At 62.1% G+C, this 25,935-nt stretch carries 21 protein-coding genes and 1 pseudogene; 9 read left to right on the top strand and 13 right to left on the bottom strand.

Annotated elements, in window-relative coordinates:
- Window positions 1–97: 97 nt before the first annotated feature.
- Window positions 98–1,564, top strand: coding sequence for an NADP-dependent phosphogluconate dehydrogenase (gene gnd, locus LPC22_RS08110; RefSeq protein WP_229133449.1), 1,467 nt, complete (start codon window positions 98–100; stop codon window positions 1,562–1,564).
- 72 nt (window positions 1,565–1,636) lie between these two features.
- On the opposite strand, the gene LPC22_RS08105 is transcribed toward gnd (LPC22_RS08110), so the two are convergent.
- On the bottom strand, window positions 1,637–2,671 hold the full coding sequence (locus tag LPC22_RS08105) for a LacI family DNA-binding transcriptional regulator (protein WP_229133448.1): 1,035 nt from the start codon (window positions 2,669–2,671) through the stop codon (window positions 1,637–1,639).
- 185 nt (window positions 2,672–2,856) lie between these two features.
- Here LPC22_RS08105 and LPC22_RS08100 point away from each other — a divergent pair, with 185 nt between their 5' ends.
- From LPC22_RS08100 to LPC22_RS08085, 4 genes are read left to right on the top strand one after another with little or no spacing between them, the layout of a single operon-like run.
- Window positions 2,857–4,107 (top strand): ABC transporter substrate-binding protein, encoded by a 1,251-nt coding sequence (locus LPC22_RS08100; protein WP_121913941.1) that lies wholly within the window; start codon window positions 2,857–2,859, stop codon window positions 4,105–4,107.
- Window positions 4,108–4,120: 13 nt separating this feature from the next.
- Window positions 4,121–5,050 carry a carbohydrate ABC transporter permease gene (locus tag LPC22_RS08095; protein ID WP_024627793.1) on the top strand — a complete coding sequence of 310 codons (930 nt, stop codon included), beginning with the start codon at window positions 4,121–4,123 and terminating at the stop codon, window positions 5,048–5,050.
- Window positions 5,047–5,904, top strand: a complete 858-nt coding sequence (locus LPC22_RS08090) for a carbohydrate ABC transporter permease (protein ID WP_121913940.1) — start codon at window positions 5,047–5,049, stop codon at window positions 5,902–5,904. The genes LPC22_RS08095 and LPC22_RS08090 overlap by 4 nt, the downstream gene beginning before the upstream one ends.
- A 25-nt stretch (window positions 5,905–5,929) precedes the next feature.
- Window positions 5,930–6,916 carry a family 43 glycosylhydrolase gene (locus LPC22_RS08085; protein WP_229133447.1) on the top strand — a complete coding sequence of 329 codons (987 nt, stop codon included), beginning with the start codon at window positions 5,930–5,932 and terminating at the stop codon, window positions 6,914–6,916.
- Here the strand turns inward: LPC22_RS08085 and gnd (LPC22_RS08080) are convergent.
- The 3 genes and pseudogenes from gnd (LPC22_RS08080) to LPC22_RS08070 all read right to left on the bottom strand — a co-directional run.
- Window positions 6,906–7,817 (bottom strand): annotated as a pseudogene (gnd, locus tag LPC22_RS08080) (phosphogluconate dehydrogenase (NAD(+)-dependent, decarboxylating)); the annotation flags it as partial. The gene LPC22_RS08085 and the pseudogene gnd (LPC22_RS08080) overlap by 11 nt on opposite strands.
- Before the next feature lie 54 nt (window positions 7,818–7,871).
- Entirely contained in the window at window positions 7,872–8,513 is a 642-nt protein-coding gene (locus tag LPC22_RS08075; RefSeq protein ID WP_229133446.1) for a gluconokinase, read from the bottom strand.
- Window positions 8,514–8,549: 36 nt separating this feature from the next.
- On the bottom strand, window positions 8,550–9,995 hold the full coding sequence (locus tag LPC22_RS08070) for a GntP family permease (RefSeq protein ID WP_229133445.1): 1,446 nt from the start codon (window positions 9,993–9,995) through the stop codon (window positions 8,550–8,552).
- A 226-nt stretch (window positions 9,996–10,221) separates the two neighbouring features.
- On the opposite strand from LPC22_RS08070, the gene LPC22_RS08065 reads away from it, so the two are divergent.
- Complete coding sequence (locus tag LPC22_RS08065) at window positions 10,222–10,998, top strand: FadR/GntR family transcriptional regulator (protein ID WP_229133444.1); 777 nt, start codon at window positions 10,222–10,224, stop codon at window positions 10,996–10,998.
- Window positions 10,999–11,027: 29 nt separating this feature from the next.
- Here LPC22_RS08065 and pgl read toward each other — a convergent pair whose 3' ends face one another.
- The 3 genes from pgl to zwf all read right to left on the bottom strand — a co-directional run bounded on the left by pgl (window position 11,028) and on the right by zwf (window position 14,385).
- Entirely contained in the window at window positions 11,028–11,819 is a 792-nt protein-coding gene (gene pgl / locus LPC22_RS08060) for a 6-phosphogluconolactonase (protein WP_229133443.1), read from the bottom strand.
- A gap of 80 nt (window positions 11,820–11,899) precedes the next feature.
- Window positions 11,900–12,907, bottom strand: a complete 1,008-nt coding sequence (locus LPC22_RS08055) for a glucose-6-phosphate dehydrogenase assembly protein OpcA (protein WP_229133442.1) — start codon at window positions 12,905–12,907, stop codon at window positions 11,900–11,902.
- Window positions 12,904–14,385, bottom strand: coding sequence for a glucose-6-phosphate dehydrogenase (zwf, locus tag LPC22_RS08050; RefSeq protein WP_229133471.1), 1,482 nt, complete (start codon window positions 14,383–14,385; stop codon window positions 12,904–12,906). Before zwf ends, LPC22_RS08055 begins: the two co-directional genes overlap by 4 nt.
- Window positions 14,386–14,618: 233 nt before the next feature.
- Here zwf and LPC22_RS08045 point away from each other — a divergent pair, with 233 nt between their 5' ends.
- A complete protein-coding gene (locus LPC22_RS08045) occupies window positions 14,619–15,284 on the top strand; it encodes an HD domain-containing protein (RefSeq protein WP_229133441.1) in 666 nt (221 codons plus the stop codon).
- Here LPC22_RS08045 and LPC22_RS08040 read toward each other — a convergent pair.
- The 4 genes from LPC22_RS08040 to LPC22_RS08025 form a co-directional block, all read right to left on the bottom strand.
- Window positions 15,263–16,204: a hypothetical protein gene (locus LPC22_RS08040; protein WP_229133440.1), complete on the bottom strand. Its 942-nt coding sequence runs from the start codon at window positions 16,202–16,204 to the stop codon at window positions 15,263–15,265. The two genes, LPC22_RS08045 and LPC22_RS08040, sit on opposite strands and share 22 nt — an antisense overlap.
- Window positions 16,205–16,226: 22 nt before the next feature.
- Complete coding sequence (locus LPC22_RS08035) at window positions 16,227–17,222, bottom strand: ATP-binding cassette domain-containing protein (RefSeq protein WP_229133439.1); 996 nt, start codon at window positions 17,220–17,222, stop codon at window positions 16,227–16,229.
- Window positions 17,219–18,454, bottom strand: coding sequence for an FtsX-like permease family protein (locus tag LPC22_RS08030; protein WP_229133438.1), 1,236 nt, complete (start codon window positions 18,452–18,454; stop codon window positions 17,219–17,221). The genes LPC22_RS08035 and LPC22_RS08030 overlap by 4 nt, the downstream gene beginning before the upstream one ends.
- Window positions 18,455–18,555: 101 nt before the next feature.
- Complete coding sequence (locus tag LPC22_RS08025; protein ID WP_229133437.1) at window positions 18,556–20,028, bottom strand: DHA2 family efflux MFS transporter permease subunit; 1,473 nt, start codon at window positions 20,026–20,028, stop codon at window positions 18,556–18,558.
- A 160-nt stretch (window positions 20,029–20,188) separates the two neighbouring features.
- Between LPC22_RS08025 and LPC22_RS08020 the strand changes: the two genes are divergently transcribed.
- Entirely contained in the window at window positions 20,189–23,680 is a 3,492-nt protein-coding gene (locus LPC22_RS08020) for an SNF2-related protein (RefSeq protein WP_229133436.1), read from the top strand.
- 258 nt (window positions 23,681–23,938) lie between these two features.
- The gene (locus LPC22_RS08015; RefSeq protein WP_229133435.1) at window positions 23,939–24,709 is read left to right on the top strand and encodes an MIP/aquaporin family protein; all 771 of its coding nucleotides are present in this window, start codon (window positions 23,939–23,941) and stop codon (window positions 24,707–24,709) included.
- Window positions 24,710–24,792: 83 nt separating this feature from the next.
- On the opposite strand, the gene LPC22_RS08010 is transcribed toward LPC22_RS08015, so the two are convergent.
- Together LPC22_RS08010 and LPC22_RS08005 are read right to left on the bottom strand one after the other, a co-directional pair.
- Complete coding sequence (locus LPC22_RS08010; protein WP_045924232.1) at window positions 24,793–25,209, bottom strand: hypothetical protein; 417 nt, start codon at window positions 25,207–25,209, stop codon at window positions 24,793–24,795.
- A 236-nt stretch (window positions 25,210–25,445) separates the two neighbouring features.
- Window positions 25,446–25,935 (bottom strand): streptococcal pilin isopeptide linkage domain-containing protein (locus LPC22_RS08005; RefSeq protein WP_229133434.1); only part of this gene is annotated, 490 nt, incomplete at its 5' end.

The following is a 25,935-nucleotide window of genomic DNA, read 5'->3' as shown; positions in this document are numbered from 1 at the left end:
CCCCGGGGAGCCTGGCTCAAATCGAGTCCGGGCCATAGAATTGACGGCATGGAACCTGGTGCCCGGCCTTTCCGGGCTACCGTCGAAAGGTGATGTGATGACACAAGCTCAAGCCAATATCGGAGTCGTGGGTCTGGCCGCCATGGGTGCCAGCCTGTCCAGGAACCTGGCACGGCACGGCAATACCGTAGCGGTCTACAACCGCCACTATTCGCGCACCGAGACCCTGATCAACGATCATGGCCAGGAGGGCCGGTTCGTTCCGGCCAAGACCCTGCAGGAGTTCGTGGCCTCGCTGACCAAGCCCCGCACGGCCATCATCATGGTCAAGGCCGGGGATCCCACCGACCAGATGATCAACGACCTGGCCGACCTGATGGAGCCCGGTGACATCATCGTCGATGCCGGCAATGCCTACTTCAAGGACACCATCCGCCGGGAGAAGGCCATCAGGGCCCGCGGGCTGCACTTCGTGGGCTGCGGCGTCTCGGGAGGCGAGCAGGGCGCCCTCCTGGGGCCCTCCATGATGCCCGGCGGGACCGATGAGTCCTGGAAGACCCTGGGGCCCATCCTGGAATCCATCGCCGCCAAGGTCGATGGGGAACCCTGCGTCACCCACATCGGCACCGACGGTGCGGGCCACTTCGTCAAGATGGTCCACAACGGCATCGAGTACGCCGACATGCAGGTGATCGCCGAGTCCTATGACCTGATGCGCCGGGGTCTGGGCATGGAGCCCGAGGCCATCGCCAAGGTCTTCGAAGAGTGGAACCAGGGGGATCTGAACTCCTACCTGGTGCAGATCACTGCTGAAGTGCTCCATCACACCGATGCTGCCACCGGCAAGCCCTTCATCGACATCGTCACCGACCAGGCTGGCATGAAGGGCACCGGCACCTGGACCGTGCAGACCGCGTTGGATCTTGCCGTGCCCGTGACCGGCATTGGCGAGGCCGTCTTCGCCCGGGGACTGTCCTCTTCGCCCGAGCTGCGCAGCCAAGCGGCCCAGGAGGGCCTGAAGGGGCCGCAGCCCAAGGCCGTCATGGCCGACCTGGCCGCCGATCCCGAGGCTCGCAAGTCCTTCATTGAGGACATCCGTCAGGCCCTCTACGCCTCCAAGATCGTGGCCTACGCCCAGGGGTTCAACGAGATGCAGGAGGGTGCCCAGGTCTACGGCTGGAAGCTGGACATGGGTGCCATCGCCCGCATCTGGCGTGGCGGCTGCATCATTCGGGCCAAGTTCCTGAACCGGATCTCCGATGCATACGCCTCTGGCCGTGAGCCGGGCTCCCTGCTCTTCGACCCCTTCTTCAAGCAGGCGGTCGAGCAGGCTCAGGATTCCTGGCGGCGTGTCGTGGCCCGTGCCACCCAGGCCGGCATCCCCATCCCTGTCTTCGCCAGCTCCCTGTCCTACTACGACGGGCTGCGTTCCGATAGGCTCCCTGCCGCCCTGATTCAGGGCCAGCGTGACCTCTTCGGCGCCCACACCTATGGGCGTGTGGATCAGCCAGGTGCCTTCCACACCCTCTGGGCCGAGGACAAGTCCGAGATCAAGCAGGACTGAGCTTCTCGCCAGAATCGCAAGGGGTCCGAGCAGCCGCTGAGACGGCAGCGCGGACCCCTTTTTATCATCTTGTCAGCGGATCTTGGCTGTGGATTCCCGGACCACCAGCCGGCAGGCGGCGGTCGTCCGGGTGGGGGGATGATTCTCATCGCTTCCCTGCAGACGGGTCAGCAGGGCATCCACCGCCTTGCGGGCCAGGTCGTCCTTGTCGGTGCTGATAGTGGTCAGCGAGGGTATGTAGGACTCTCCCTCCTGGATGCCGTCGAATCCCACGACGGCCAGGTCCCTGGGGACCTCCACGCCGCATTCGTGCAATCCTCGGATCAGACCTAAGGCCAGAGAGTCGGTCATACAGAAAATGCCGTCAAAGGGCTCGCCGGATGTTTCCGCCAGATGATGGCCCAGGTCGCGTGCCATTTCCCCGTCCCAGCGGTCCAGGGGCAGGAAGTCTTTGGGGCGGGCCTTGATTCCGGCGTCCTTCAGAGCCTTCAGGCAGCCGGCCACCCTGCGACCGCGAACCGAGTGCCGTTGGACCGGATCGCTGCTGGCCGTCATGTCGGCACCCACCACGCCTATTCGTCGGCATCCGCAGTCCAGCAGGTGCTGCACGGCCATAGCGGCTCCCTCGAATCCGGCGGTCATGACCGAATCGAAGACCGGCTGGGCCGAGGGATCGTCCAGCAGGACCAGAGGCTTGCCGTCGGCCAGCTCCTGCATCTCTTCATTGGTGATGCTGCCAGGACTGAAGATGGTGCCGTCGCACAGCTGACTGGTCACATGCCTCAGGATGGAGACCTCGTCCTGCTTGGAGTTGGAGGTCTGCTGGATGATGGCCTGCATGCCGTGGGCGTTGATCTGCCGGGAGATGGCCGCACTCATCTGTGCAGGGTAGGGCTTGTCCAGCTCGAAGATAGCCACCCCGATGATGCCACTCTTGCCTGAGCGCAGGCTTCTGGCTGACAGGTTGGCCGAGTAGCGGAGCTTGCGGGCGGCGAGCAGAACCCTGCGCCTGGTGTCATCCGCTATACGTGTATCGCCTCGAAGGGCATAGGAGGCAGTGGCTCGAGAGACCTGCGCCTCCTTGGCCACATCGCTCATCGTCACCATCTCGCACCTTTCCCGGGGTTCAGCCATTATCTTAGGCACGCGGGTGGCCTTATCAGAATGTAATTGACACGATTCAACCAACGTGCTATACCATATTGTGACAGCAGTTGAATCGTGTCAATTCGCGGGCTTCGACGTTGAACAGCCCGGACGGATGTTCAGAGGATTGATTGCAAGGAGGAGTCATGAAGCTGAAGCGAGCATGGAAGGGCATAGCTGCGGCGCTTGGGGTCGGCATGGTGGTGTCGGCCATGGGTGCCTGCGGGGCTGGTGGCGCTGACGGATCCAAGACCACGCTGACCTTCCTGTCATGGAACAACGAACAGGTGATGAGGCCATACATCGACCAATTCGAGCAGGAGAACCCCGGGATCAAGGTGGACTTCAGCTATTCGCCGCCGACCCCTGAGTACATCCAGACCCTGCAGACCCGGCTGGTCGGCAACCAGGCCCCGGATGTGTTCGTCATCACCTCCGAGAACAAGGCTGACCTGATCAAGAACGGCTACGTGCGAGACCTGACCGATGAGCCCTTCATGCGCAACATCTCCAAGGCCAACAAGGACTTCGTCAGCCATCAGGGCAAGGTCTACGGCATGTCCGTGTCCTCCTGGGCCTCAGGAATCGTCTACAACAAGGACCTGCTGGCCAAGGCGGGTGCCAAGGAGGTCCCGCAGACCTGGGATGGCTTCCTGCAGCTGTGCAAGAAGCTCAAGGCCGCCGGGGTCACGCCCTTCCTGGAGACCATCGCCGATGGCCCCAGCAGGATCCCCGATGCCTTCATGGGCTCGCAGTTCGACAGGGACAAGGTCGATGTGACCAGCCTGATCGACCGCCGCCCGCAAAAGCCAGGCAGCGACCAGCGCGAGGCGGCTGCGGCCTGGATGAAGCTCTACGACCAGGGCCTGGTCACCCGGGACACGGTCGGCATCAGCGGCGACGACATGAAGACCCAGTTCATCAACGGCCAGGTGGCGATGATCTGCACCGGCCCCTGGGACCTGCCATCCATCGGCCAGTCCGGGCTCAAGTATGGCATGGCCCCCATGCCGCTCATGGAGAAGGGCATGGTCAACTATGCCCAGGGATCGCCATCGCCTGCCTACGCCATCTACTCCCACCTCAAGGGCGCCAAGCTCAAGGCAGCCCAGAAGTTCCTGACCTTCATGGACAGCCGCTGGGCCCTGCAGCGTTCGGCCGACAACGGGGATGCCATCACCGTCCAGGGGTTCAAGGCCAAGGTCAAGCCCGAGTATGAGCAGGTCTACCGGGCCAACGTGCAGCCGGGCCACTACTTCCTGCTTATGAACTTCTACGCCAAGCCGGATGTGCTGACCACCGTCCGCCAGTCCGAGACCCAGCAGCTGGTCCAAGGATCCATCAACCTGGATCAGTGGGCCAAGGCCATCGACGACAAGATGGCCTCGGTCAAGTAGGAAGGGCTGGATCATGGCTTCCCAATCTGCCTCGGAGCGTGCCAACGCCCATCGGCGGCGCATGCTCGGCCTGCGGCAGGATCTGACCTCTTTCTGGTTCCTCCTGCCTATCCTGGCCGTCTTCGTCATCCTCTTCGCGGTGCCACTGGTGCAGACCATCATCTACTCGGTGACCGACTTCAACGGCTACAGCCTGAACATGCACTATGTGGGCTGGAAGAACTACCACAGCGTGTTCACCGATTCCTCGACCATGCAGGGCCTGGTGTTCACCATCCTGTACGCCGTGGCCCAGACGGTCCTGGTGACCATCTTCGCCATCCCCCTGGCTGTCACCCTGAACCGGAAGTTCTGGGGCCGCAACTTCGCCCGTTCCCTGTTCTTCTTCTTCAGCGTGCCATCGCTGGCCATCATGGGCATGGTTTGGAAGTACATCTTCTCGCCCATGAAGTCAGGCGTCTTCAACACCATCCTGGGCGTCTTCGGCCTGGGTCCGGTGCCCTGGCTGTCCAATTCGACCCTGGCCCGCTGCTGCGTCATCTTCATCGCAGTTTGGGCGCAGATCGGTTGGCACGCCACCCTCTACCTGGCCTTCCTGCAGTCCATTCCCGGCGACCTCTATGAGCAGGCCACGGTGGATGGGGCCACCAGCCGTCAGCAGTTCGTCCACATCACCCTGCCCCAGCTGATTCCAGGCATCGTCACCTCCAGCTTCCTGCTCATGTCAGGAGGCCTCAAGGTCTACGACCTGCCCTACACCATGACCAAGGGCGGCCCCGGGTACTCCACTTATACGGTGACCCAGTCCATCATTCAGCAGGGCATCGGCCAGTCCCAGTATGGGCTGGGCTCGGCCCTGGCGGTCCTGTTCACTCTGGCTACGGCCCTGGTGGTCTTCGCCCAGATGGGTGCCGCCAGCCTGATTTCCAGGAGGTTCCAATGAGCAGCAACAAGAGCTCGACCCTGACTCTGAGCCAGCGGGAACGGCGGCGTTCGACAGTCAGAAGCGTGGTGGTGCTGATCATCGCCCTGATCTGCGCTGTGCCCCTCTGGTACATCCTGATCAACACCTTCAAGACCATCCCCGACATGGCCACCAATCCCCTGGGCCTGCCCAAGCAGTGGACGCTGCGCAACTACACGCGGGCCTTCGCTACGGTGCCCATCGTCCGCAGCCTGGTCAACACCCTGATCGTCACTTTCTTCGGGGTCCTCTTCCAGGTGTTGATCGGAGCCCTGGCTGCCTACGGGATGATCCTGCGCAAGTCGATCTTCACCTCGGTCATCGGGGTGATCCTCATGATCGCCTTCGTCATCCCCACCCAGTCCACCCTGATTCCCCTCTATCGGATGGAGTCTAGCGTGGGGCTGGTCAACACGCTCCTTGGCCTGATCATCATGTACCTGGGTGGCGCGGTCTTCTGCTACTTCCTGATTGTGGGCTACATGCAGTCCCTGCCCTTTGAGGTCATCGAGGCCGCCAGGATCGACGGGGCCGGCCCCCTAAGGATCTTCTGGAGCATCGTGCTGCCTCTGATCAGGCCCATCCTGACCACGGTGGTGGTCTTCCAGACCATGTCGACCTGGAACGACTTCATGACAGCCAACGTCTTCATCAGCAGCTCCAACCTGCGCACCATCGTTCTGCAGGTCTACAACGCGGTCGGCCAGTTCACCACTGATTGGCCCAGCTTCATGACCATTACGGTCCTGGCCCTGATCCCGGTCTTCGTCTTCTTCATCTTCTGCCAGAAGTGGATCGTCTCCGGGCTGGTTGCCGGGGCAGTCAAGGGGTAAGCGACCAGTCGGAAGGTCGTAGTCAATGGCGGCGGTCGGAGGTTCCGGCCGCCGCACTCATAAGGAATCGGAGTCACAGTCCATGGAGGAATTCGCAAGCGCACAACAAGGGTCGAAGGGGATGGGATTGGCGAGCAATCCCTTGCATCGCTACTGTGCGGACCCGGATCTGGTCATGATCGGGGACCGCTGGTACCTGTACTGCACCGAGGACGGTCTGCCTGATTGGTCCTCGCACGCCTTCTACGTCTATGAATCCAGGGATCTATGCCACTGGACCCGCAGAAAAATCCTGGACCTGGACCAGGTTCCCTGGTGGCATGGGGGACAGGGTGCCTGGGCTCCCTGCCTGCTGGTGCGCCAGGGACGCTGCATCCTGTATTTTGTGGCCGACGGGCAGATTGGCCAGGCTGTCGCTCCTGGGCCAACTGGACCCTTCCGGGCGGCCCAGGAGCCATTCATCGCTCGGGGGGACTATGACTGCCTGCCCATCGATCCCTCGGTCTTCGTGGATGACGACGATGTGCCCTATCTGCTCTGGGGCAATAGCCGTGCCTACATGGGGCGGCTGAGTCCGGACGGCCTGCGTCTGGAAGAGGGTTCGGTGCGCTCCGCTGTGCCCGACAACTTCCGCGAGGCCGTCACTGTTTGCCGACGGGGAGACACCTACTATGCCTCCTGGTCGGAGAACGACACCAGGGATCCGAGCTACCAGATCCGCTGGTCCAAGGCGCCATCGCTGGACGGGCCTTGGACCGCGCCCCAGGTTCTGATCAAGGCCGATCACGCCAAGGGAATCCTGGCCACGGGACACCACTGCATCACCCGTGTGCCAGGCCAGGACGACTGGATCGTGGCCTACCACAGGTTCGCCAAGGACGGCCGAGGCGACGGCTGTCATCGCGAAATCGTCTTCGCTCCCTTGGATTTCGCCGATGACGGCGCCATGGTCCAGGTCCGTCCGCAGGTAGGATCCTACTGGTACCCGGCCCGGAACCCGGTTACTTCCTGACGATGGGGTGGCCACCGAAGGCGCTGCGCAGGGCGGAGACCACCTTCATGGTCATGGGGTCCTCGATCTTGGAGGATTGGCGGGCATAGAGGGCTGAGGTGATGGCCGGTGTGGGCACCCCCAGCTCCAGGGCATCCGCGATCATCCACTTGGTCTCGCCGGTCTCGTCGGCCTTGCCAGCGATTCCGCTCAGGTGCGGGTCCTCTTTCAGTGCCTGGGCCAGCAGGTCCAGCAGCCAGGACTGGATGACCGAGCCCTTGCGCCAGGACTCCACCACTTCGCCTGGCTCCTTGATCAGGTCGGAGGCCTCCAGGACCGCATATCCCTCGGCCAGGGCCTGCATCATCCCGTACTCAATCCCGTTGTGGACCATCTTGGCATAGTGGCCCGCGCCGGTGCCTCCCGCGTGGACCAGACCGTAGTCGCCTTCGGGCTTAAGGGTGTCCAGGATGGGCTGGATCCGGGCCACGTCCTGGTCCGATCCGCCGACCATCAGGGCGTAGCCCTTCTCCTTGCCCCAGATGCCATTGGAGGTGCCTACATCCACCAGGCCTATGCCCTTGGCGGCCAGGGCTTGGGCGTGTTCCTGGTCCTGGGTGAATCGGGTGTTACCCCCATCCACGACCAGGTCGCCGCGCTCCATCAGATTGCCCAGTTGATCGAGCGTGGACTCGATGGGCTTGCCGGCCGGGACCATGACCCAGATCACCCGGGGGGCCTCGAGGGCCTGGACCAAGGCTTGCAAGCTGTCCACATCCCTGCCCGAGTCCGGCGCGATGTCGTAGCCGACCACCTGGTGGCCGCCGGTGCGCAGGCGGTCTGCCATGTTCTTGCCCATGCGTCCCAGGCCGATCATGCCAATCTTCATAGTGTCAGTTCCTCTCCATTGACTGCAACAGTGTGAAGTTGACCGCGATGGTTGGTGGTCGGCCGCGGTCGGGCCGAATTGTCGGTGCTACTGGCGGGCTGCCTGCTTGACGTCGCACTGCAGGCCCAGGGTGTCGATGACCTCCTCGGCTTCGATCTCTGGAGACATGCGTAGACCCACGTCGATGGTCAGGTGAACCTCATCCGGTCCCAAGGGTTCCAGGTCATCGAACTGGGAGCGGAGCATCTGCGGCTTCATGAAGTGGCCCTTCCGCTTGGAGAGCCGTTCCATGATGGAGTCGTAGTCCCCGCTCAGGTGAATGAAGACCACCCCAGGCATCCGCAAGCGATCACGATAGATCCGCTTCAGGGCCGAGCAGGTGACGGTTCCGGGCACCCCTCGCCGCATGTGGTCCTCGATCCAATCATGGATGCTGTCCAGCCAGGGCCATCGGTCCTCATCGTTCAGGGGGATGCCGCGGGCCATCTTGTCGATGTTGGCCTGGGGGTGAAAGTCGTCGGCCTCGGCCATGTCCCAGCCTAGCTTGTTGCCGAGGTGCTCGTTCATGGTGGTCTTGCCGCAGCCGGAAACCCCCATGATGACCAGAATAGGAGTGCGGCCTTGGAAGTAGTCCGGGGGAACCGTGTTGTCCACTGCCGAGGGGACTTTCGGCTCCGGGTGATCCTCTGCGCTCAAGGCATCAGAATTCTTCAACGTTGTGTCGACCATGTGCAACCTTTCTGAAAAGTAATCTGACAATGACGCTCAGGCGGTGATGGGCACAAAGATGCTGGCGATCATGACTAGGACCAGAACCACTACCGACAGCAGGCATTCCAGAACCGACCAGGTCTTCAGGGTCTCGCCAACGCTCAGGCCGAAGTACTCCTTGATCAGCCAGAAGCCCGCGTCGTTGAGGTGGGAGAGGAAGATGGAGCCGGCGCCGATGGCGATGACCAGAAGCGTAGTGGCTGTGGAGCCCGCATGCATCATGGTCATGGCGTTGCTGAGGATGCCGGCCGTGGTCAGGATGGAGACCGTGGCCGAGCCTGTGGCGATGCGCACGAAGACGGCGATGACCCAACCCAGCAGGAAGATGGAGATGTTGGAGTGTTCCACAAAGGTGCCGATGATCTTGCCGATGCCGGTGGAGACCAGTACGCCCTTGAAGCCACCGCCTGCGCCCACGATCAGCAGGATGCCTGCCACAGCGGGCAGCGAGGCTCCCAAGGAGTCATTGACGGTCTTCCAGGAGATGCCCGAGGCCGCCTTGAGAACCAGCATGGAGACAATCAGGGCTATGGCCAGGGCCATGACCGGGTTGCCGATGAAATTGATGGTCTGTGCCAGGCCGTCCGTGCGATCCTTGAAGCCGGGAACAGCGATCTCGAAGATGGAGGTCAGCAGCATGAGGACTGCCGGCAGCAGAATGCAGCAGACCGAGATGGCGAAGGAGGGCAGTCGGGTCTCCTCCTTGCCGGCCTGCTCGCTCTTGGCTACGAAGTCGGCTGGTGCCTCGACGGGCACCCAGCGGGAGGCCAGCCGGGAGAAGCCCGGGCCCACGACAACCAGGGTGATCAGGGCGAAGGGGATGCCGAACATCATGGTCAGGCCCACATTGCCGGTCTGCTTGAACTGACTCAAAGCGGCCAAGGGACCGGGGTGAGGAGGTACGCAGGCGTGCATGATGGACAGGCCCGCCAGGGTGGGAATGGCCACCCGCATCAACGGAAGCTTGGTACGGCGGGCCACCAGAATGATGACCGGAACCAGAATGACCAGGCCAACCTCGAAGAACATGGGCAGGCCGATCAGGGCGCCGATCAGGGCCATGATCCAGGGGATGGTGGCGGGCTTGGACTTGGCCACCAGAGTGTTGACCACCTGGTCAGTGGCCCCGGTGTCCATGAGGACCTTGCCGATCATGGCTCCCAGGCCGATCAGAATGCCCACGGAGCCCATGGTGGAGCCGAACTCGCCGGTGAAGCTGGTCAGGGTGGCCACGGGACCATAGCCGGAACCGATGCCGACCACCAGGGCGGCACCCAGCAGGGAGACAAAGGGATGAAGCTTAACGACGGTGACCAGGAAAATGAGCACTGCCAGGCTGAGCACCAGACTGATGCCCAATTGGGTGGTGTTCAGGGAAACGGCCTGACTCGCCGCCAGGGTCAGGTACCCGTCGGCTGTCGGCTGCGACGCTAAAAGCATTGCTGCCTCTTCTCTGAGGATGCGAACCGTTCGGCCTGAGCAGCTTTCCGGCTCTTATTTTTGCATTACATAATATCGACAGTGTGATATTACGTATGCCTTAACAGACCATATCTTACACGAACCTGGGACGGTTCGGAAGATCTAAGAGCGAGATTAAATTTCGGTTGGTTTGCTCATCTGTCTGGTCCGCTTGGGGAAGGGCCTGGTTGCTAGAGTGACATTTGTGGAAAGTTCAAGGACACCTGATGACAGAACGGCTGCTGAAGGCACTCTGCATGATCGGTTGCTGGACCAGTGGGGGGCGGCCATCGTCAATGGCACCATCGATCCGGGAGACCGGCTGCCTGCCCCTAACCTGGATAGCCAGAGGCCTTCGCGCACGGTGACTCGGGAGGTCACCAGGGTCCTTGAGGCCATGGGTCTGATCACCGTCAAACGCAAGGTCGGCGCCACCGTCAACTCATGTCAGCTCTGGAATATCTATGATCCGCAGGTGATCGAGTGGAGGCTGCGCGGACCTGACCGGGGGCGGACCCTGCACGAACTGTCCGAGCTTAGGGCATGCGTGGAGCCCATGGCTGCCCAGCTGGCGGCCAGTCACGCTGACCAGGATCAATGGGCGAAGCTGACGCAAGCTGCCATCGATATGGTGGCCAATGCTGACCGGGCCGACGGGCCGGACTATCTTCGGGCTGACGAAACCTTCCATCGAACCCTGCTCGAGGCATCGGGTAACGCTATGTTCGCAGCGCTGGGTGATGTGGTTGCATCAGTGCTGTCTGGGCGAACCCGGCATGAGCTTATGCCCAGGAAGGCTGATGAGAAGGCACTGCGGCTGCACGGCGATGTGGCTGCGCTGATACGTCGGGGCGATGCAGAGGGGGCCCGCCACGCCATGGATTGGATCGTCGAGGAATCCGATCGGGCTGTCGAGGGAATGACTCGAAAAGACTCCGAAGACTCCTTCCATGCTGCGGATAAGGAATCTTCGGAGTCCTGAGATTTGTAGAGGCTCTTGGTGCGGAAGGCTCAGTGCAGTTTCGAGGCGGCATCGGCGTCCAGGAGCCAGAAGGTCTCCAGGGTGCCCCTAGCATAAGAGGAGGGGACATGGGGATCATCTGTGGTTCCCAGTGCGGCGGCCACGGCCGAAGCCTTTTCGGCGGTTGAGGTGAAGAGCCAGACCTTGGGAGTCCGGCGGATGAATGGTGTGGTCATAGTGACCCTGAGCGGCGGAAGCTTGGGAGAGTTGCTGACGCCCGTCACCAGCAAGTTATCGTCCTGCAGCCTGACCTCGGGGCGGTCAGGGAAGAGGGAGGCATAGTGCCCGTCGGGGCCTACGCCAAAGACTGCCAGATCCATGTGGCCATCGGGGCCCAGCTGGTCGATGATCTCCTGCTGGTAGGTGGCTGCCGCCTGGGCCAGGGCCTGTTCGTTCTCCTCCTGGTCAGCGGCCTCAACCTGGGCTGGGCTGCGGGTGTCTACGGGCATGGAATGCACGTTGGCCTTGGGCAGCAGCCCTTGGTCGATCAGCGAGCCATACCAGGCCCGCCGTGCCTGTTCATCGTTGCGATCAGGGTCTTCCAGGCCCACGAACCGCTCATCGCTCCACCAGAGGTGGACCCGGCTCCAGTCAACGCTCTGGCTCAAGGGATCAGCGCCCATCAGGGCATAGACATCCGCTGCGTCCCTGCCACCGGTCAGCGCCAGGTCGGCCCGATCCTGACGGGCCAGGAGGTCGCCCAGCTCCAGCAGGATCCGGGCTGCGGTGGCTTGATTGAGCAACTCGGTTGTGGCATAAGTCACGACACGACGATCGGTCATCTGATCCTCCTTGCATGCAGGTGAAGCTGGCCTCAGCCTACACCCAGACGTTTGCATATGAATTGAGTCACTGCAGAGGTCTACTGGTGGTCAACCATTCCCCAGCCGGTGTGGATAACCTCCTGATAGACCTCGTCAGGATCCAGTCGACCCAGTTCCTCACTCATGCAGTCCACGGCAGAGCGCAGGGGCATGGAGATGGTCTGTGAGGCCTGACCGGGCTGGTTGATTCGGGCCTGGTCGTCGTGGTGGCGCTCCATGCTCATGACCCCGTCCGGGCGTTCGAAGTAGACACCGGTGACCGCCTGAGCCTTCGGATCGCGCTCGACAGTGACCGGCACCTTTAGCTTCAGAGCCAGCCAGGAGGCCAACAGCTCCAATGGCAGGTAGTGGGCTTGGCCGGTTACCCTGACCGAACGGATGGGCAGGTGGGGCGGTTGTTGCACCATGGAGGTCAACAGCGCTCGCCAGATAGTGATCCTGGTCCAGGACAGATCAACGTCCTGATCGCGCGAATGGGCCAGCAGCCCGGCGAAGGTGGCCTGGCGATCGTCGGCCTCCATGGCATCGGTGATTCTGCTGGCGGCCATGGTCCCGATGGGATCCTGCGAGGGATCCAGGGGCGGATTGGTGGGCCACCAGACTACTAGAGGTGCATCCGGCACCAGGAGGGGAATAACCAGGGCATCGGAATGGTCCAGCAGGGCTGCCACTGGTCGCAGGACCACCACTTCGCCGGCACCGGCATCCGAGCCGAAACGGATCTCGGCATCCAGCGTGTGATCCCCGTTATGGTCGGTGTTCTTGTAGGAAACGCAGTCTTCTGAGGACTGTGCCGCAGCGGTTCTCTGATCCGCCTCCTGTTGGGCCTGATGGTCTTCGGCATTGGTCACTATGGCGATGACCCGGCAGGGATGTTCCCGGCTTGCGGCGTTTATGGTTTCCAGGGCCGCCTCCAGATGGGCCTGTTCGGTGACGATGACCAGGGTCAGCACCCGTCCCTGGGCGGCCTCACCGCGTTCGACGTGGAGTTCGTCGATCTCCCTGGCGATGGCGGAGGTAGTGGTGTTGTTCAGTCTGACGATCATGGCATCCTCCAGTGGTATCCGTCGCGGGCCAGCATCAGATCAGCCTCTCGCGGCCCCCAGGTGCCGGCGCGATAGGGCTGGGGCTGGCCCTGTCCTGCCCAGAACTCCTCGATGGGGTCCAGGATCTTCCAGGACAGATTGACCTCCTCGGTGGTGGGGAAGAGGGGTGGGTCTCCCAGGAGTACGTCCAGGATCAGCCGCTCGTAGGCCTCGGGGGAGGCCTCGGTGAAGGAACGCCCGTAGGAGAAGTCCATGTTGACGTCGCGCACCTCCATGGCCGAGCCAGGAGTCTTGGCCCCGAAACGCATGGTCACGCCCTCATCAGGCTGTACGCGGATGACCACGGCGTTCGCGCCCAGTTCCCGGGTGGCTGTGGCCTCGAAGGGCAGGTGGGGAGCACGCTTGAAGACGATGGCGATTTCGCTGACCCGCTTGCCCAGGCGCTTGCCCGTGCGCAGGTAGAAGGGGACGCCGGCCCAGCGGCGGGTGTCCACATCCAGCCTGATGGCCGCATAGGTTTCGGTGGTGGAGGAGGGGTCGATTCCGTCCTCGTCCAGGTAGCCGACCACGTGCTGGGATCCCTGCCATCCGGCCGTGTACTGGCCCCGGGCGGTGTGGGCCGCCAGATCCTTGGGGATGCGGACTGCCGAAAGGATCTTGGTCTTCTCAGCCGTCAGATCCGATGCCGAGAAGGAGACCGGCTCTTCCATGGCTGTCAGGGCCATCAGCTGCAGGAGGTGGTTCTGGATGACGTCCCGGGCTGCTCCGATTCCGTCGTAGTAGCCGGCTCTGCCTCCGATGCCCATGTCCTCAGCCATGGTGATCTGCACGTGGGAGACATAGTTGGAGTTCCAGACCGGCTCGAACATCATGTTGGCAAAGCGCAGGGCCAGGATGTTCTGCACGGTCTCCTTGCCCAGGTAGTGGTCGATGCGGAAGACCGAATCCGGCTCAAAGACCTCGGAGACCACTCGGTCAAGCTCCTTGGCCGAGGCCAGGTCACGGCCGAAGGGCTTCTCGATGATAACGCGGCGCCAGGCCCCCTCGGTGGAGTGGGAGAGCCCAGATTCGGCCAGCTGACGGGCCACCTGGGGGAAGGCCTTGGGCGGCACCGACATGTAGAAGGCATGGTTGCCGCGGGTGCCCCGGACCCGGTCCAGCTCCGAGACAGTAGCCGACAGGCGGCGGAAGGCCTCGGCATCGTCGAAGCTGCCCTTGACGAAGCGCATGCCCTGGCTCAGATGTCGCCAGGTGGACTCGTTGAAGGGGGTGCGGCAGTGGGCGCGGACGTTCTCCTCCGCAAAGGCGACGAACTGCTGGTCGCTCCAGTCGCGCCGTCCGAAGCCGATCAGCCCGAAGCTGGCTGGCAGCAGCCCCCGGTTGGCCAGGTCATAAACAGCCGGCAAAAGCTTTTTCTTGGCCAAATCGCCGGTGACGCCGAAAATGACCAATGAGCTGGGGCCCGCGATGCGCGGCATGCGCAGATCGCGCGGATCCAGCAGGGGGTTGTGCCAGGGCGCCTGTCGGCCGCCGTCCTCGTCGGGAGGAGCGGGCTGGTCGGCGGAGCGCGCAAGTGGTGAAGTGTCCATAGTGCTCCTCGTGAAATACTGTGGCTCCCAGTGTACTGTCGGCAGTAGAAGGGCAGGGCTGATTATCCGCTGAAGTGTGCATAAGCGTCGCGAAGGTCACATTTGCGGCAAGAATCCCTAGAATGGTCGGTATGATTCCCAATGTTCCCATGGCCGAGGCCCTGCACCGTCAGTATGCGCCATCACAAGCCGCCTATGAACTGATACACACCCATTGCCAGATCATTGCCGCCCTCGCGGTGCGTATGGCTGACCAGGTCAACGAATGCCTGCTGCGTGACGATGACCCTGACGGTGTCCTGCCCGAGCGTCCCCTGGACCGTGACCTGGTCCGCATAGGTGCCCTGCTGCATGACATCGGCACCTACAGGATTTTGAAGGATGACGGCTCCCAGGGTCGGCCCCTGACCTTCCAAGGCGAGCGGTACATCGAGCACGGGCTGGAGGGCTACCACCTGCTGCTGGATGCCGGGGTGGACGAGTCGGTGGCCCAGTTCGCCCGCAACCACACAGGAGTGGGACTGACCCGCCGCCAGGTGGAGGAGGAGCATCTGAACCTGCCACCGGACGACTACCTGCCGATCAACCCTGAGCAGGAGGTGGTCATGTATGCGGACAAGTTCCACAGCAAGCACCAGCCGCCCATTTTCGTCTCCGAGCCCACTGCCGCTAAGCGCACGGCCAAGTATGGTCCCGACAACCTGGCCCGCTGGAAGCAACTGGTGGCCCGGTATGGAGTACCGGATCTGCAGCCCCTGGCTAAGTACTACGGCATGACCATCGTCTGATCCTGCCGGACCGGTCCCCAGGAACTGCGGAAGCGGCCGCCGAATTCACGTAGCATCCATGGGTCTGGTTGATAGGGGTCGACTGGATCGGTCCGGCAGGCCGCAACGGCTTTCAAGAAAGAGACCATGCCCTGAGGCCCGTAAGCATAAGGAGCTGCACACCAGACTGGGTTTCCCTCCAGGACGAGAGGTCGAGCCGACCCACGGAGGAAGGCCAGATCCACGCTGATCGGAGCAGGCGATCGACCCTTGGCTGCACGGAGGGCACAGTTCTCTGCGATCGCTCGATGCCTGGGATCGAAGATGGCACCGTCAAAGATCGTGGTAATGGCTCGAGAGCCCTCGCCTTCATGCAGGCAGTATCCGCTGGAGGCTACGATTCGATCCCCGTCAATGATGACCCGCCACTCTTCATGGATATCGGGCAAGTGGGTCTGGAGGCGAATCAGCGATTGCGCAGGGGCTGTACGCAGACCACTCTGCAAGTCTTCAAGGGTTCGTCGGGCTGCCGGCAGGCCCGATACCCGGCCGGCAGCCAGTTGCGACCAGGGGCGCTGTCCCAAGCCAGATGGCAGCCTACGCCAGTTCAGAATGATCTCGGCCGTCACAGTCAGAATCCTGCGTTCGGTCAGGGACTGGTCCAGCTCATCCAGCCACAAAGTAGGTGGTGCTGACAGGGTCCAGGAGGGATGTCCGTGGGAGGCCAGCCAGGCGTTCTGGGCGATCAGCAGCCCTGGGGTAATCCATATGGCTTCCTTGACGCCGACCTCCCGAACTGGTCCGAATCCATGGTGATGGTGCAGGATAACCCTCCGTTGCCGGCGTGGATCCTTGTTGCTTAAATCGATTTGTTCGGTCATGACCCGGGGTATCCACTCCTCATGGGTAATGACCGAACAAATCAGTGCAGTGCTGTCCATCCCCAACCCGGAAGGCTGCGGCTTAATCGACGATGAATCGGTCGTCGTAGGTGCCCTCGTCCACGGTGTCAGAACCCCCGGAGGTCAGGATGATCACGGTGCAGTCATGACGGCGGGAGACCCTCTTTAGTGTGGCCAGCAGGGTGTCCCAGTCGCTTGGCTCAAGACCTTCGGTGGGCTCGTCGGCGATGAGTACGTCGCATTCGCAGCACAGGGCACGGGCCACGGAAGCCAGGCGGAAGTCCAAGTGGCCCAGATCAGCGGTCAGCTTGTCCTGCAGGCGCTCCGGAAAGCCCACCTCGTCCAGCAGCTGACGGGCCAGATTGTCCTTGGGGCCCAGGAAGGTGCGCCCGCTGGCATCCATGGTGTAGACAAGATTCTGTACGGCGGTCAGATCGCGCCTCAAGGCATCGGTACCAAAGATGGCTCCGATCTGGTGGCCGCGATAGTCGGAAGCCAGCAATTGGCGCAGGTCCGTGCCACGGAAGAGCACGCTGCCTTGGGTGGGGGCGCGCAGACCGGTCATCAGGGCCATCAGAGCAGCTCGTCTGGAAGGCGAGGTGGTCTCCACCGAGTAGATGCGGCGACGCTGGAATTCCAGATCGACATCATCCAGGATCTGTTCGGGACGACCCTGGACCTTGCGCGTGTAATCCACATGCTTCAGGGAGAGCACCGGGTAGCCGCCAGGAACCAACACTCGCTGGCCATCGGTCTCCAGCAGTGGATCCTCCTCCTGATCGTCGTCGGGATCCTCGGCATTTTCCTGCTCGATGACCACCTTGAAAGCGGCCATCGACACGTCTTCTTCCGAAGAACCATCCTCCTCGGACTGTTCGCCCGTCTGAGAGGCTGCTTCTTCCTCGGATTCGGGCAGCGGTGCGGCGCCGGTGTTCTCGTCGGCTTTTTGCTCAGCATCGGCCGGTGCTTGAGCGGCTTGCTTCTGGTCGGCGGCCTTGGCTGCAGACTTTTCCTGGGATTCTTCGTCTGGCTGCTGGTCCGATGTCTTTTCGCTCATGCCTCGTCCTCCAGGTCGTTGGTGTATAGCTGGGCGGTTCTAAAGGCCGCTACCCTGGCGGCTGCTGCCAGGGCGAGAACCAGGCAGACGGCCAGGCCAATCAGGATCAGCTTCCAGATCAGACCAGCATGAGGCATGCTGGCCAGGTTCCCCAGCCGGAAGAGCGACCGGCCCAACGGGCGACTGATCGCGGCGCCCAGCACTAGGCCCAGCACCAGCCCGGGCAGGGTGAGCAAGAGGGTTTCCAGGGCGAACTGCCAACCCAGTCGAGCCTTGTGGATCCCGATGGTGATGGCCATGCCGATTTCGTTGGCACGGTTGTGCAGCATGAGGAACAGACAACCCAGCAGAATCAGTCCGCCCAGCAGGCAGACCAGGATAATGGTGGTTCGCGCCTGGTCGGCGGCCCGGTGAACAGGCTCCATCCGCCGTTGGTAGTCCTTCAGGCTGGGGGAGTTGATGTCGTACTGCGAGGCCTTGAGTCCGTCCTTGCGCAGCTCCTTGATGAACTTCTGGTAGGTGCTTGGTGAATCCAGGACGAAGGCGACGAGCAGCTCATGGCCGGGGTCTCCAGGCTTGCTGGCTGCATCCAGCCCCAGCATGGCAAAGGTGGGATAGGCCGTGTAGATGGCCCGGTTGGCGGCCTGATCCACGGCCTTGCGATAGTGGTAGGTGCCGGAGATGGTCAGCTTGACCTGCTGATCCTGCTGGCGAGGATCCTTGATGGTCAGGGTGTCGCCCACCTTGAGCTTGTTGGCCTGTGCCATTTGCTTGGAGATCAGCACGGTCTGGGTGCCGGAGGCATTCTGGGAGGCGTAGTCCAGCCCCTTGCCCTGATCCACCGCGAAGGGGCCGTGAGGCAGGGTGGGTTCGGCCTCCTTGTCGGAGACCCCCACCAGGGAGTAGGTGCCTGATTGGGGCAGTCCCTCCGGGCTGATGTCGGCGGTCTCATGGAAGTAGGCCTTGTACTGCATGCCATCCATCTGCAGGCGCTGGGCGTACTTGGAATACTCGTTCCAGCCCAGTGGAGAGGCCTTGGTTCCCTTGCGCGGGCTGATGACGGCATCCACCTGTTGGGATTCGTAGTCTGTGGTACGTGCCTTGGTGTCAGCCTGGAGCACGGTGGCCGCCGTCGTGGCCAGAGCCGTCACGACCAGGCAGGCCAGAACCATGACCAGGCTCCGCGCCGCATGCCGCCTGATGGTGAACCAGGCGTTCTTGAGAACGAACATGACACCCTTCCTGATAGCGTTCCAGGGATGACCGGGCGGCCCACAATGGCGGGCCTAAAGTCCGGTCGCCGTCCTCCAGTCTAGCCAGGGACGTTCCCAAGCTAGCGGTGCGAACTTGGAGCTTGCTGAATGTCTCGCTCGGCCTCCTGTTGGTCGGCGTGGGAGAAGTTGCGCACCTTCAAAGAGACGACCAGAGCAGCCAGGATCAGCACCAAGGTGAAGACCAGTCCGTAGTGGGTGCCCCTGGTGAAGGCTTGGGCTTTATCAACACCGGTTGCCTGCCCCTCGCCCATGGCCAGCAGGGAGGTGGTGATGGCCGTAGCCACGGCTCCTACGATCTGCTGCATGGTGTTGATGATGGTGCTTCCGTCGCCGGACTGCGGGCCGCTCAGAGAGTTGAGCGCGTAGGTCTGGGCCGGCGACATGGCCAGGGGGCAGCCGATCATCAAAATAATGTGGGCAGCCACCACCAAGGCCACAGGGGTGTGCGGGCCGGTGAACAGGAGGATGACCGTGCCAAGCAGGGCGACAAGGAATCCGCAGCGGACGGGCATTCGGGCTCCGAAGCCGTCATAGAGCCGGCCGGCGAAGGCTGAGACCAGGGCGTTGATGGCGCCGCCGGGCAGCATGAGGATGCCGGTCATGGCTACGGGCAGGAGCAGTCCCCGCTGCAGGAACTGGGGCAGCAGATACATGGAAGAGAGGATGACTGCAAAGTCCAGCATGACCAGGGTGGCACCGTAGCGGAAGGCTGGGATGGAGAAGATTCGCAGGTTGAGAACCGGGTGCTCCAGGCCCAGCTGGCGACGAATATAGAGGACCAGTGCAGCCAGGGCCACAACCAGAATGATCAGGGTGACCGGGGAGAGCCATCCATAACGGCTGGCCAGGCTGACTCCTGCCACCAGCCCGCCGAAGCCGACAATGGACTCCAAAATAGAGGCCAGGTCGGGACGCTGGTGGGTGATGGTTCCTACGTTCTTCAGGAAGCAGACGGCGAAGATCAGAGCCACCACCAGGAAGGGGGTGAAGAACCAGAAGATCCAGTGCCAGGTCAGCTTGCCGAGGATGATCCCGGTCAGGGTCGGGCCGATTGCCGGGGCGAACATGATGACCAGGGCGCACATGCCCATGACCGTGCCCAGACGGGCAGGCGGGAAGATCAGCATGGCCACGGTGAACATGAGCGGCAGGATCAGGCCAGTGCCGATGCCCTGGATCAGCCGTCCCGTCAGCAGGATGGGGAAGGTGGGGGCCATGGCCGAGACCACCGAGCCCGCCAGGAAGGCGACCAGGCCGAAGATCACGGTCTGCCTGGTGGTGAACCACTTGGAGATCAGGCTGGAGAAGGGCAGGACGATGCCGATGACCAGCATGTACCCCGTGACCAGCCACTGCACGGTTGAGGCGGGGATCTGGAAGCTCTCCATCAGGTTGGGCAGGGCGATATTGAGCGAGGTCTCGCTCAGCATGCCCACGAAGGCCCCGATCATCAGCGCGGCGATGGCCGGCCAGGGATGGGGGACGGCCGGCCGTGACCGGTGAACAGAGGCAGGGGTGGACGTGTTGTGCACGATAATGATCTCCTTCTTCAGACAAACAGCACGCCATCTTAGGGAGGCGGCCATTTTTTCGTAAGTCGGCATGTCTACTCGCTTCGCCGAAGGCGTGCCGCATCGGGGTGGAAAAGGTTATGCTCGGGAATGGTCGTCAGAGACCATAAGGAGGGTGCGTGTGGATTGGCATGCAACGGTCTACGGGTCAAGAGCCGTTGGTTCAGGAGGCCATGGTTTCTATGATCCAGGCGACGAGGAGGGGCGGACCTTTGGCGACCCGGATACCATCTCTGACGCCGCTCTGCGTCGGTTGGGCGGTAAGGCCTACTTCCGCGCCCATCAACTGCTGGATGACCACCGCTTTACGGACCTGCGCCTACGGCACCTGGGAGCTTTGACCGTTCTCAAGGGACGTGTGCCCGCCACCTATCAGCCGGACGGTGACTGCATGGTCCAGGCTCGGCTGGATGAGCAGGCCCATCGAGTCATCGACTCCTCCTGCACCTGCCGGGCCTTTGGGCGCCAGGGTCCTGCCTGCAAGCATGTGGTCGCCCTGATCATGGCCTACAACGAGTCCAGCCAGTCCTTTGCAGGATCGGATGACTGGGCCGGCGACCAGGGTGGATCCCGGTCCGCCCGGTCAACTTCGGGACCCTTGGCAGCCTACATGCACCGGCAGGAGGGTCGGCGGCGGCAGGCTTTTCGTGACCGCCAGCTGAGCCTGCTCAAGCAGGAGAACGGTCCAGTTGGTGGCCGTCACCTGCCCATCGGCTCGGTCGGGCTGATTCCCGATCTGACCAGCGAGCGCGGAGGCTGGCTGGTCCGTCTGCACATCACTCTGTCATCCCACGGGGTCGCCTACCTGGTCAAGGACCTGCCGGCCCTGCTGCGCGCTGTGGACCAGGGTGAATTCATGTCTTACGGACGGCGATTGGCCTTCATCCATTCCCGCGACACTTTTGATGACCGGGCCCAGGCTCTGCTGACCATTCTGGAAAGGGCCGGTGCCATCCGCCGTAGCCTGGCCGAGCAGGAGGGGGGCATGCGCCGCCGTCTTACCCGTGCAGGATTGTCGGGGATCCGGCTCAGCGACGACGAGGTGGCGCAGATCCTCGACCTGTTCGTGGACTCTGGACTCACCCTGGACTACACGCCTCCCGAGGATTCCTTCCTGCAGACCATGCCTGCCCCGGTAGTTAGCGGAGATCCGGACCCTGGCATCGCGGTCAGCAAGGAGGCGGATGGCTACCGGATCACCCATGCCCTGGCCGTGGAACGCTTCGTCGTTGGCCAAGCACATTCTTTCGTTATCGTGCGCCCCTCACAGCCCGGCATAGGGCTGGATCCGGAACCGGTCATCCACCGCTGCAGCGCGCATTTCATGCGTCATCGGGACCTGCTGGAGACCCTCTGCCGCCCTGGTGAGGATCGGGATCTGCATCTGGATGCCGACGACCTGGATCTGTTCGCCCGGACCGTCCTGCCTGACCTGAATCAGGGTTCCCAGGAAGGATCTGGGCTCTCCGCCAGTCTGCCCGAGGAGCTGGATGCCCGGCGGAGGCCGCCCTGCAGGATCGAGCTTTACCTGGACAGGGATCGGCAGGGGATCAGTTGCGATCTCAAGGCCCGCTATGGGGACCGTCTACTGCCAGTCGGTGCTGATCCCGCCTCGGAGGATGAACCCGGCAGGGATCGGGAGAGCGAGTCTTTGGCCCGGCAGACGGTCCGCCGTTATTTCCCTCTGATGGAGGAGGGGCTGGCCCGTATCCCCGAGGAGAACGAGGAGGCTATCCACACCCTGCTGACCCGGGGCCTGCCCGTGCTCAAGGGTCTGGGACGGGTCTTCTCCACCCCTGCCTTCGACGGGCTCAGCGTCGTATCTCATCCGCAGATCCGCGTGGGTGTACGGGTGCGCTCCGGTCTGGTCGAGATCTCTCCTATCGCCGATGAGGTACGGCCTGAGGAGGCTGCTGCCATTCTGGCTGACCATCGTCGCCGTCGCCGTTTCCATCGCCTGCGCAACGGGGCCTTCGTCGAGTTGGCTGATCTGAATACGGATGTTGTGGACACCCTGGCTGAAGACCTGGGCATCGACCCGGCTGATCTGGCCAAGGGGCCGGTCCGGGTGCCTGACTTCCAGCTCGGCTACCTGGATGCTTTGGTGCCCGAGCAGGATCGCGATTCCAGTTTCCGTGACTATCTGAAGGAGCGCAAGCCCGACCCTCAGGGGTTCAAGGTCCCCGACGGGTTGGGCGGACAGCTCAGACCCTATCAGGTAGAAGGGCTGCGTTGGCTATGCACCCTGAGCGACCGCGGATTCGGCGGCATTCTGGCCGACGAGATGGGCCTGGGCAAGACCATACAGATGCTGGCCTACCTGCTCTCCCGTCGGGATCAGGCCAGGGATCGGGGACCTTCGCTGATCGTCTGTCCGGCCTCCTTGGTCTACAACTGGGAGGCCGAGTGCCGCCGCTTTACGCCGGATCTGCGGGTAGCGGTCCTGGCAGGAGGGCGCAGCCAGCGTCAGGCTCTGCTGGATCAGGCCGGGTCCTACGATCTGCTGATTACCTCATACGATCTGCTCAGGCGGGACCTGGACCGGTATCGGAGTCTGCCCTGGTATGCCCTGGTTTTGGATGAGGCCCAGTACATCAAGAACCACGCCACCAAGGCCGCCCGTGCCGTACGTGCTCTGGACAGCCTGCACCGGTTCGCTCTGACGGGCACACCCATCGAGAACCGGCTGTCCGAGCTTTGGAGCATCTTTGACTTCCTGATGCCGGGGATGCTGGGTCCATACTCTCGGTTCCGGGACCGCTTCGAAATGCCCATACTCAGCGGAGACCAGGATGCCCAGTCCCGGCTCCAGGCCCTGGTGGGACCCTTCATTCTGCGCCGGCTCAAGTCCCAGGTGCTGACGGATCTGCCCGAGAAGATCGAAAACGTGATCAGCGTGCCCCTGCAGGGTCGGCAGCGCAAGCTCTATGCAGCCCTGGAGCAGGAGCTGAGGGCCACGCTCAACAAGGAAAGAGATCAGGAGTACGAGGTCGGCAAAATCCAGGTCCTGGCCCAGCTGACCAGGCTGCGGGAGGTCTGCTGCGATCCGCGTCTGGTCTACCAGGATCAAGGCCGGGACCGGCGCGGCGATTCGGCCAAGCTGGATGCCATCGAGGATCTGGTGGTCTCCTGTCAAGATGCCGGACGGAAGATGCTGATCTTCTCCCAGTTCACCTCTTACCTGGACCTGATAGCCCAACGGCTCCGTCGGCTGGACGTGCCCTACGATCTGATCACCGGCGCCACCTCCAAGAAGCGGCGGCTGGAGCTGGTGGAACAGTTCAATAGGGATGCCACGCCGGTCTTTCTGATCTCCCTGAAGGCCGGCAACACCGGGCTCAACCTGACCGGAGCTTGTGTAGTGGTCCATGCGGACCCCTGGTGGAATGCCGCAGCCCAGGAGCAGGCCAACGACCGCGCCCACCGGATCGGTCAGACCCAGGATGTCAACGTCTACCAGATCGTAGCCAAGGACACCATCGAGGAACGCATCCTCAATCTGCAGCACAGTAAGAGCGACCTGGCATCGCGCTTTGTCGATTCCGCCGCCTCTACCGGTGCAGCCAGCGTGGCCAGGCTGAGCAGAAAAGACCTCCTGGCCCTTCTGAGCTGATTTTGATCGCATCTTGATGTGAATCTACTTGAACCTGATAGTCAGCGGTCTTGAATGCGGTGTCATCATCGATGGCGAGGCCCTTGGGTTACGGTTCCGGTTATTCTTGATGCAGTAGTCAAATCGAAAGACTATGTGTATGAGCAGATTGACGGTTGCTTCATCTCGGACTTGTCGGTTTGGCAGCAACTGACTATTCGGTTCTGGGAGTCTGGTCACCTTCAGCTCCTTTGATGGCAGGAAGCTTGGAGGGAAAGCATGATCAGCGGTGTGCAGATGTTCTGCTCAGAGTTTATGGGTACAGCCATTATGATGGCCATCGCGGTCATGGTCGCAGCCAGCAGGTCACTTCCCAAGACGGGGGCCTATCGGGCCGACTGGATCAACGCTTCATTGGGTTGGGGTCTTGCTGTTTATGTAGGCGTATATGCGGGGTGGAAAACGGGCGGCCATCTCAATCCGGCCGTGACCCTGGCTAGGGTGGTCGGTCACTGGATTGATCCACAAGCGACTTTGAACGGTCTGGCTGTGGGCAAGGGTGGCATTCCGGTCACCTTAGCCAACGTAGCCATTTTTATTTCCGCCCAGTTCCTGGGGGCTTTCTTTGGTTCCTGCCTAGGCTACCTAGGCACTCGCAAGCATTTCGAACTTCCGACCGATACAGATACCAAACTTATGGTTTTCTGTACCAAGCCTGCTATACGTTCGAATTTCTGGAATCTGACATCGGAGGCTATCGGCACGGCCATTCTGGTTACCTGGGTTTTCCTCAATGGGGGGACTCCTACCCAGGTTGGGCCCTTGGGCGTGGCCCTGGTCATCACGGTTCTGGTCATGGCCCTCGGCGGGGTTTCTGGTGCGGCTATGAATCCGGCACGTGACTTTTCCGCCCGATTGGCCTACTGCCTTTTGCCCATGTCTGGAAAGAAGGACGCGGACTGGAGCTACGCCTGGATACCCTTTGTCGGGCCGATCGTCGGAGCCTGCATTGGTGTGCTAGCTCCTGCCTGGATGGGGCTTCTGCCTTGATTGTCGGCATGGAAAAGCCCCTGGACCTGTCAGGGGGTTATTACGACAGGACCGGGGGTCGAGTTAGTTAAGGTAGCTCAAGCTCAGTAGCTGGCTGAGGTGGGCTCCTGGAAGCGGACTGTCAGCCCGCGGCCGTGGTGAAGGAACATCTCTGCACCGTGGCGGTCGACGTCGCGATGGGTGAAGAGCATGCGGATGGCGAAAGCCGTCTGAACGTCATCGGGCAGATCCAGGAAGGCCTTGTGGGCATCCCATCCATCGGCTGCGACAGCCTTGTTGGGTACGTAGGCATATCCATAGCCGTCCTCGTCCACGTAGCCCAGGAATGGCAAATCCCATGCCTGGTGGTAGCTCAACTGATCCTTGTAATCCTCGACCTTCTTAAGGGCCTCGTCGCTGATGCCGTATTTGCGTGCGACCTCGTTAGCCTTGGCGGTTTTCGCGTCGGCATCTTTTTCGAACATGGAAGTATCAACAACAATGACTGTATCGTCTGCCATGACTGACCTTTCTGTGTGACGGCCTGCACGTGTGACAATCGACATCATGACCGTGCAGGGCCATGACCGTTCAGGTGACCGTCCATCGTCGACGGTGACCTCTGGATGCAAGATTCCTTCCACTTGCAAGAATAGCAAATTTCGTCTGCAGATAGGGGCAGGGAACCGTGAGGTTCGCCATAGGTGGCTGTCACCAGTGAGAAACGTGTCCAGCTGTGTTCTCATGCGGGGAACGATTAGCCCAGGTCAGCATCCTGATCCCTGCGATGCCGCAACAAGCACATCAGTGCCAGGCCGAGGACGGCAGTGCCGATAGCCAGCGCTACAGGCATGACCATGTCTGAGCCTGAGGCGGCTAGGGCTTGGGAATCTGCAGATGGCTTTGCTTGGTCATCAGAAGATTGGTTTCTTGGCGCCAGTTTTCGACTATCGCTGGTTTGGCCCGGTTTGCTGGGTGCATTATTAGATTCGCCCGGCTTGTTCGGTTCTACCGGCGGGATCGGCTTGGCATGTTCTCCGGAGTTGCCAGGGTCGTCGGGCTTGGCCGGCTTGGCCTGGTAGGTGTTGGTGAAGGTGGGGTTGTTGCCGTCGATGGTGGCTTGGAGCTGGCCTTGCTGGTCGTCGGTGACGTGGACGGTGATCCGGTGCGTCTTCTGGTCGTAGGTGATGCCGGGCAGGCTGCCCTGGGCCTCGCTCACGGAGTACGTGTAGTCGCCGGCCTCGGTC

It is taken from the genome of Bifidobacterium mizhiense, assembly GCF_020884755.1.
GTDB lineage: Bacteria > Actinomycetota > Actinomycetes > Actinomycetales > Bifidobacteriaceae > Bombiscardovia > Bombiscardovia mizhiensis.
Note: the sequence above shows the minus strand (reverse complement) of the source record. Positions and strands in the feature narration are given on the sequence as shown.

What these genes read in the sequence shown, in the direction of transcription:
- gnd (WP_229133449.1), top strand. Translation starts at nt 98, where the DNA reads ATGACACAAGCTCAAGCCAATATCGGAGTCGTGGGTCTGGCCGCCATG.
- LPC22_RS08105 (WP_229133448.1), bottom strand. Translation starts at nt 2,671, where the DNA reads ATGGTGACGATGAGCGATGTGGCCAAGGAGGCGCAGGTCTCTCGAGCC.
- LPC22_RS08100 (WP_121913941.1), top strand. Translation starts at nt 2,857, where the DNA reads ATGAAGCTGAAGCGAGCATGGAAGGGCATAGCTGCGGCGCTTGGGGTC.
- LPC22_RS08095 (WP_024627793.1), top strand. Translation starts at nt 4,121, where the DNA reads ATGGCTTCCCAATCTGCCTCGGAGCGTGCCAACGCCCATCGGCGGCGC.
- LPC22_RS08090 (WP_121913940.1), top strand. Translation starts at nt 5,047, where the DNA reads ATGAGCAGCAACAAGAGCTCGACCCTGACTCTGAGCCAGCGGGAACGG.
- LPC22_RS08085 (WP_229133447.1), top strand. Translation starts at nt 5,930, where the DNA reads ATGGCGGCGGTCGGAGGTTCCGGCCGCCGCACTCATAAGGAATCGGAG.
- LPC22_RS08075 (WP_229133446.1), bottom strand. Translation starts at nt 8,513, where the DNA reads ATGGTCGACACAACGTTGAAGAATTCTGATGCCTTGAGCGCAGAGGAT.
- LPC22_RS08070 (WP_229133445.1), bottom strand. Translation starts at nt 9,995, where the DNA reads ATGCTTTTAGCGTCGCAGCCGACAGCCGACGGGTACCTGACCCTGGCG.
- pgl (WP_229133443.1), bottom strand. Translation starts at nt 11,819, where the DNA reads ATGACCGATCGTCGTGTCGTGACTTATGCCACAACCGAGTTGCTCAAT.
- LPC22_RS08055 (WP_229133442.1), bottom strand. Translation starts at nt 12,907, where the DNA reads ATGATCGTCAGACTGAACAACACCACTACCTCCGCCATCGCCAGGGAG.
- zwf (WP_229133471.1), bottom strand. Translation starts at nt 14,385, where the DNA reads ATGCCGCGCATCGCGGGCCCCAGCTCATTGGTCATTTTCGGCGTCACC.
- LPC22_RS08045 (WP_229133441.1), top strand. Translation starts at nt 14,619, where the DNA reads ATGGTCGGTATGATTCCCAATGTTCCCATGGCCGAGGCCCTGCACCGT.
- LPC22_RS08040 (WP_229133440.1), bottom strand. Translation starts at nt 16,204, where the DNA reads ATGGACAGCACTGCACTGATTTGTTCGGTCATTACCCATGAGGAGTGG.
- LPC22_RS08035 (WP_229133439.1), bottom strand. Translation starts at nt 17,222, where the DNA reads ATGAGCGAAAAGACATCGGACCAGCAGCCAGACGAAGAATCCCAGGAA.
- LPC22_RS08030 (WP_229133438.1), bottom strand. Translation starts at nt 18,454, where the DNA reads ATGTTCGTTCTCAAGAACGCCTGGTTCACCATCAGGCGGCATGCGGCG.
- LPC22_RS08015 (WP_229133435.1), top strand. Translation starts at nt 23,939, where the DNA reads ATGATCAGCGGTGTGCAGATGTTCTGCTCAGAGTTTATGGGTACAGCC.
- LPC22_RS08010 (WP_045924232.1), bottom strand. Translation starts at nt 25,209, where the DNA reads ATGGCAGACGATACAGTCATTGTTGTTGATACTTCCATGTTCGAAAAA.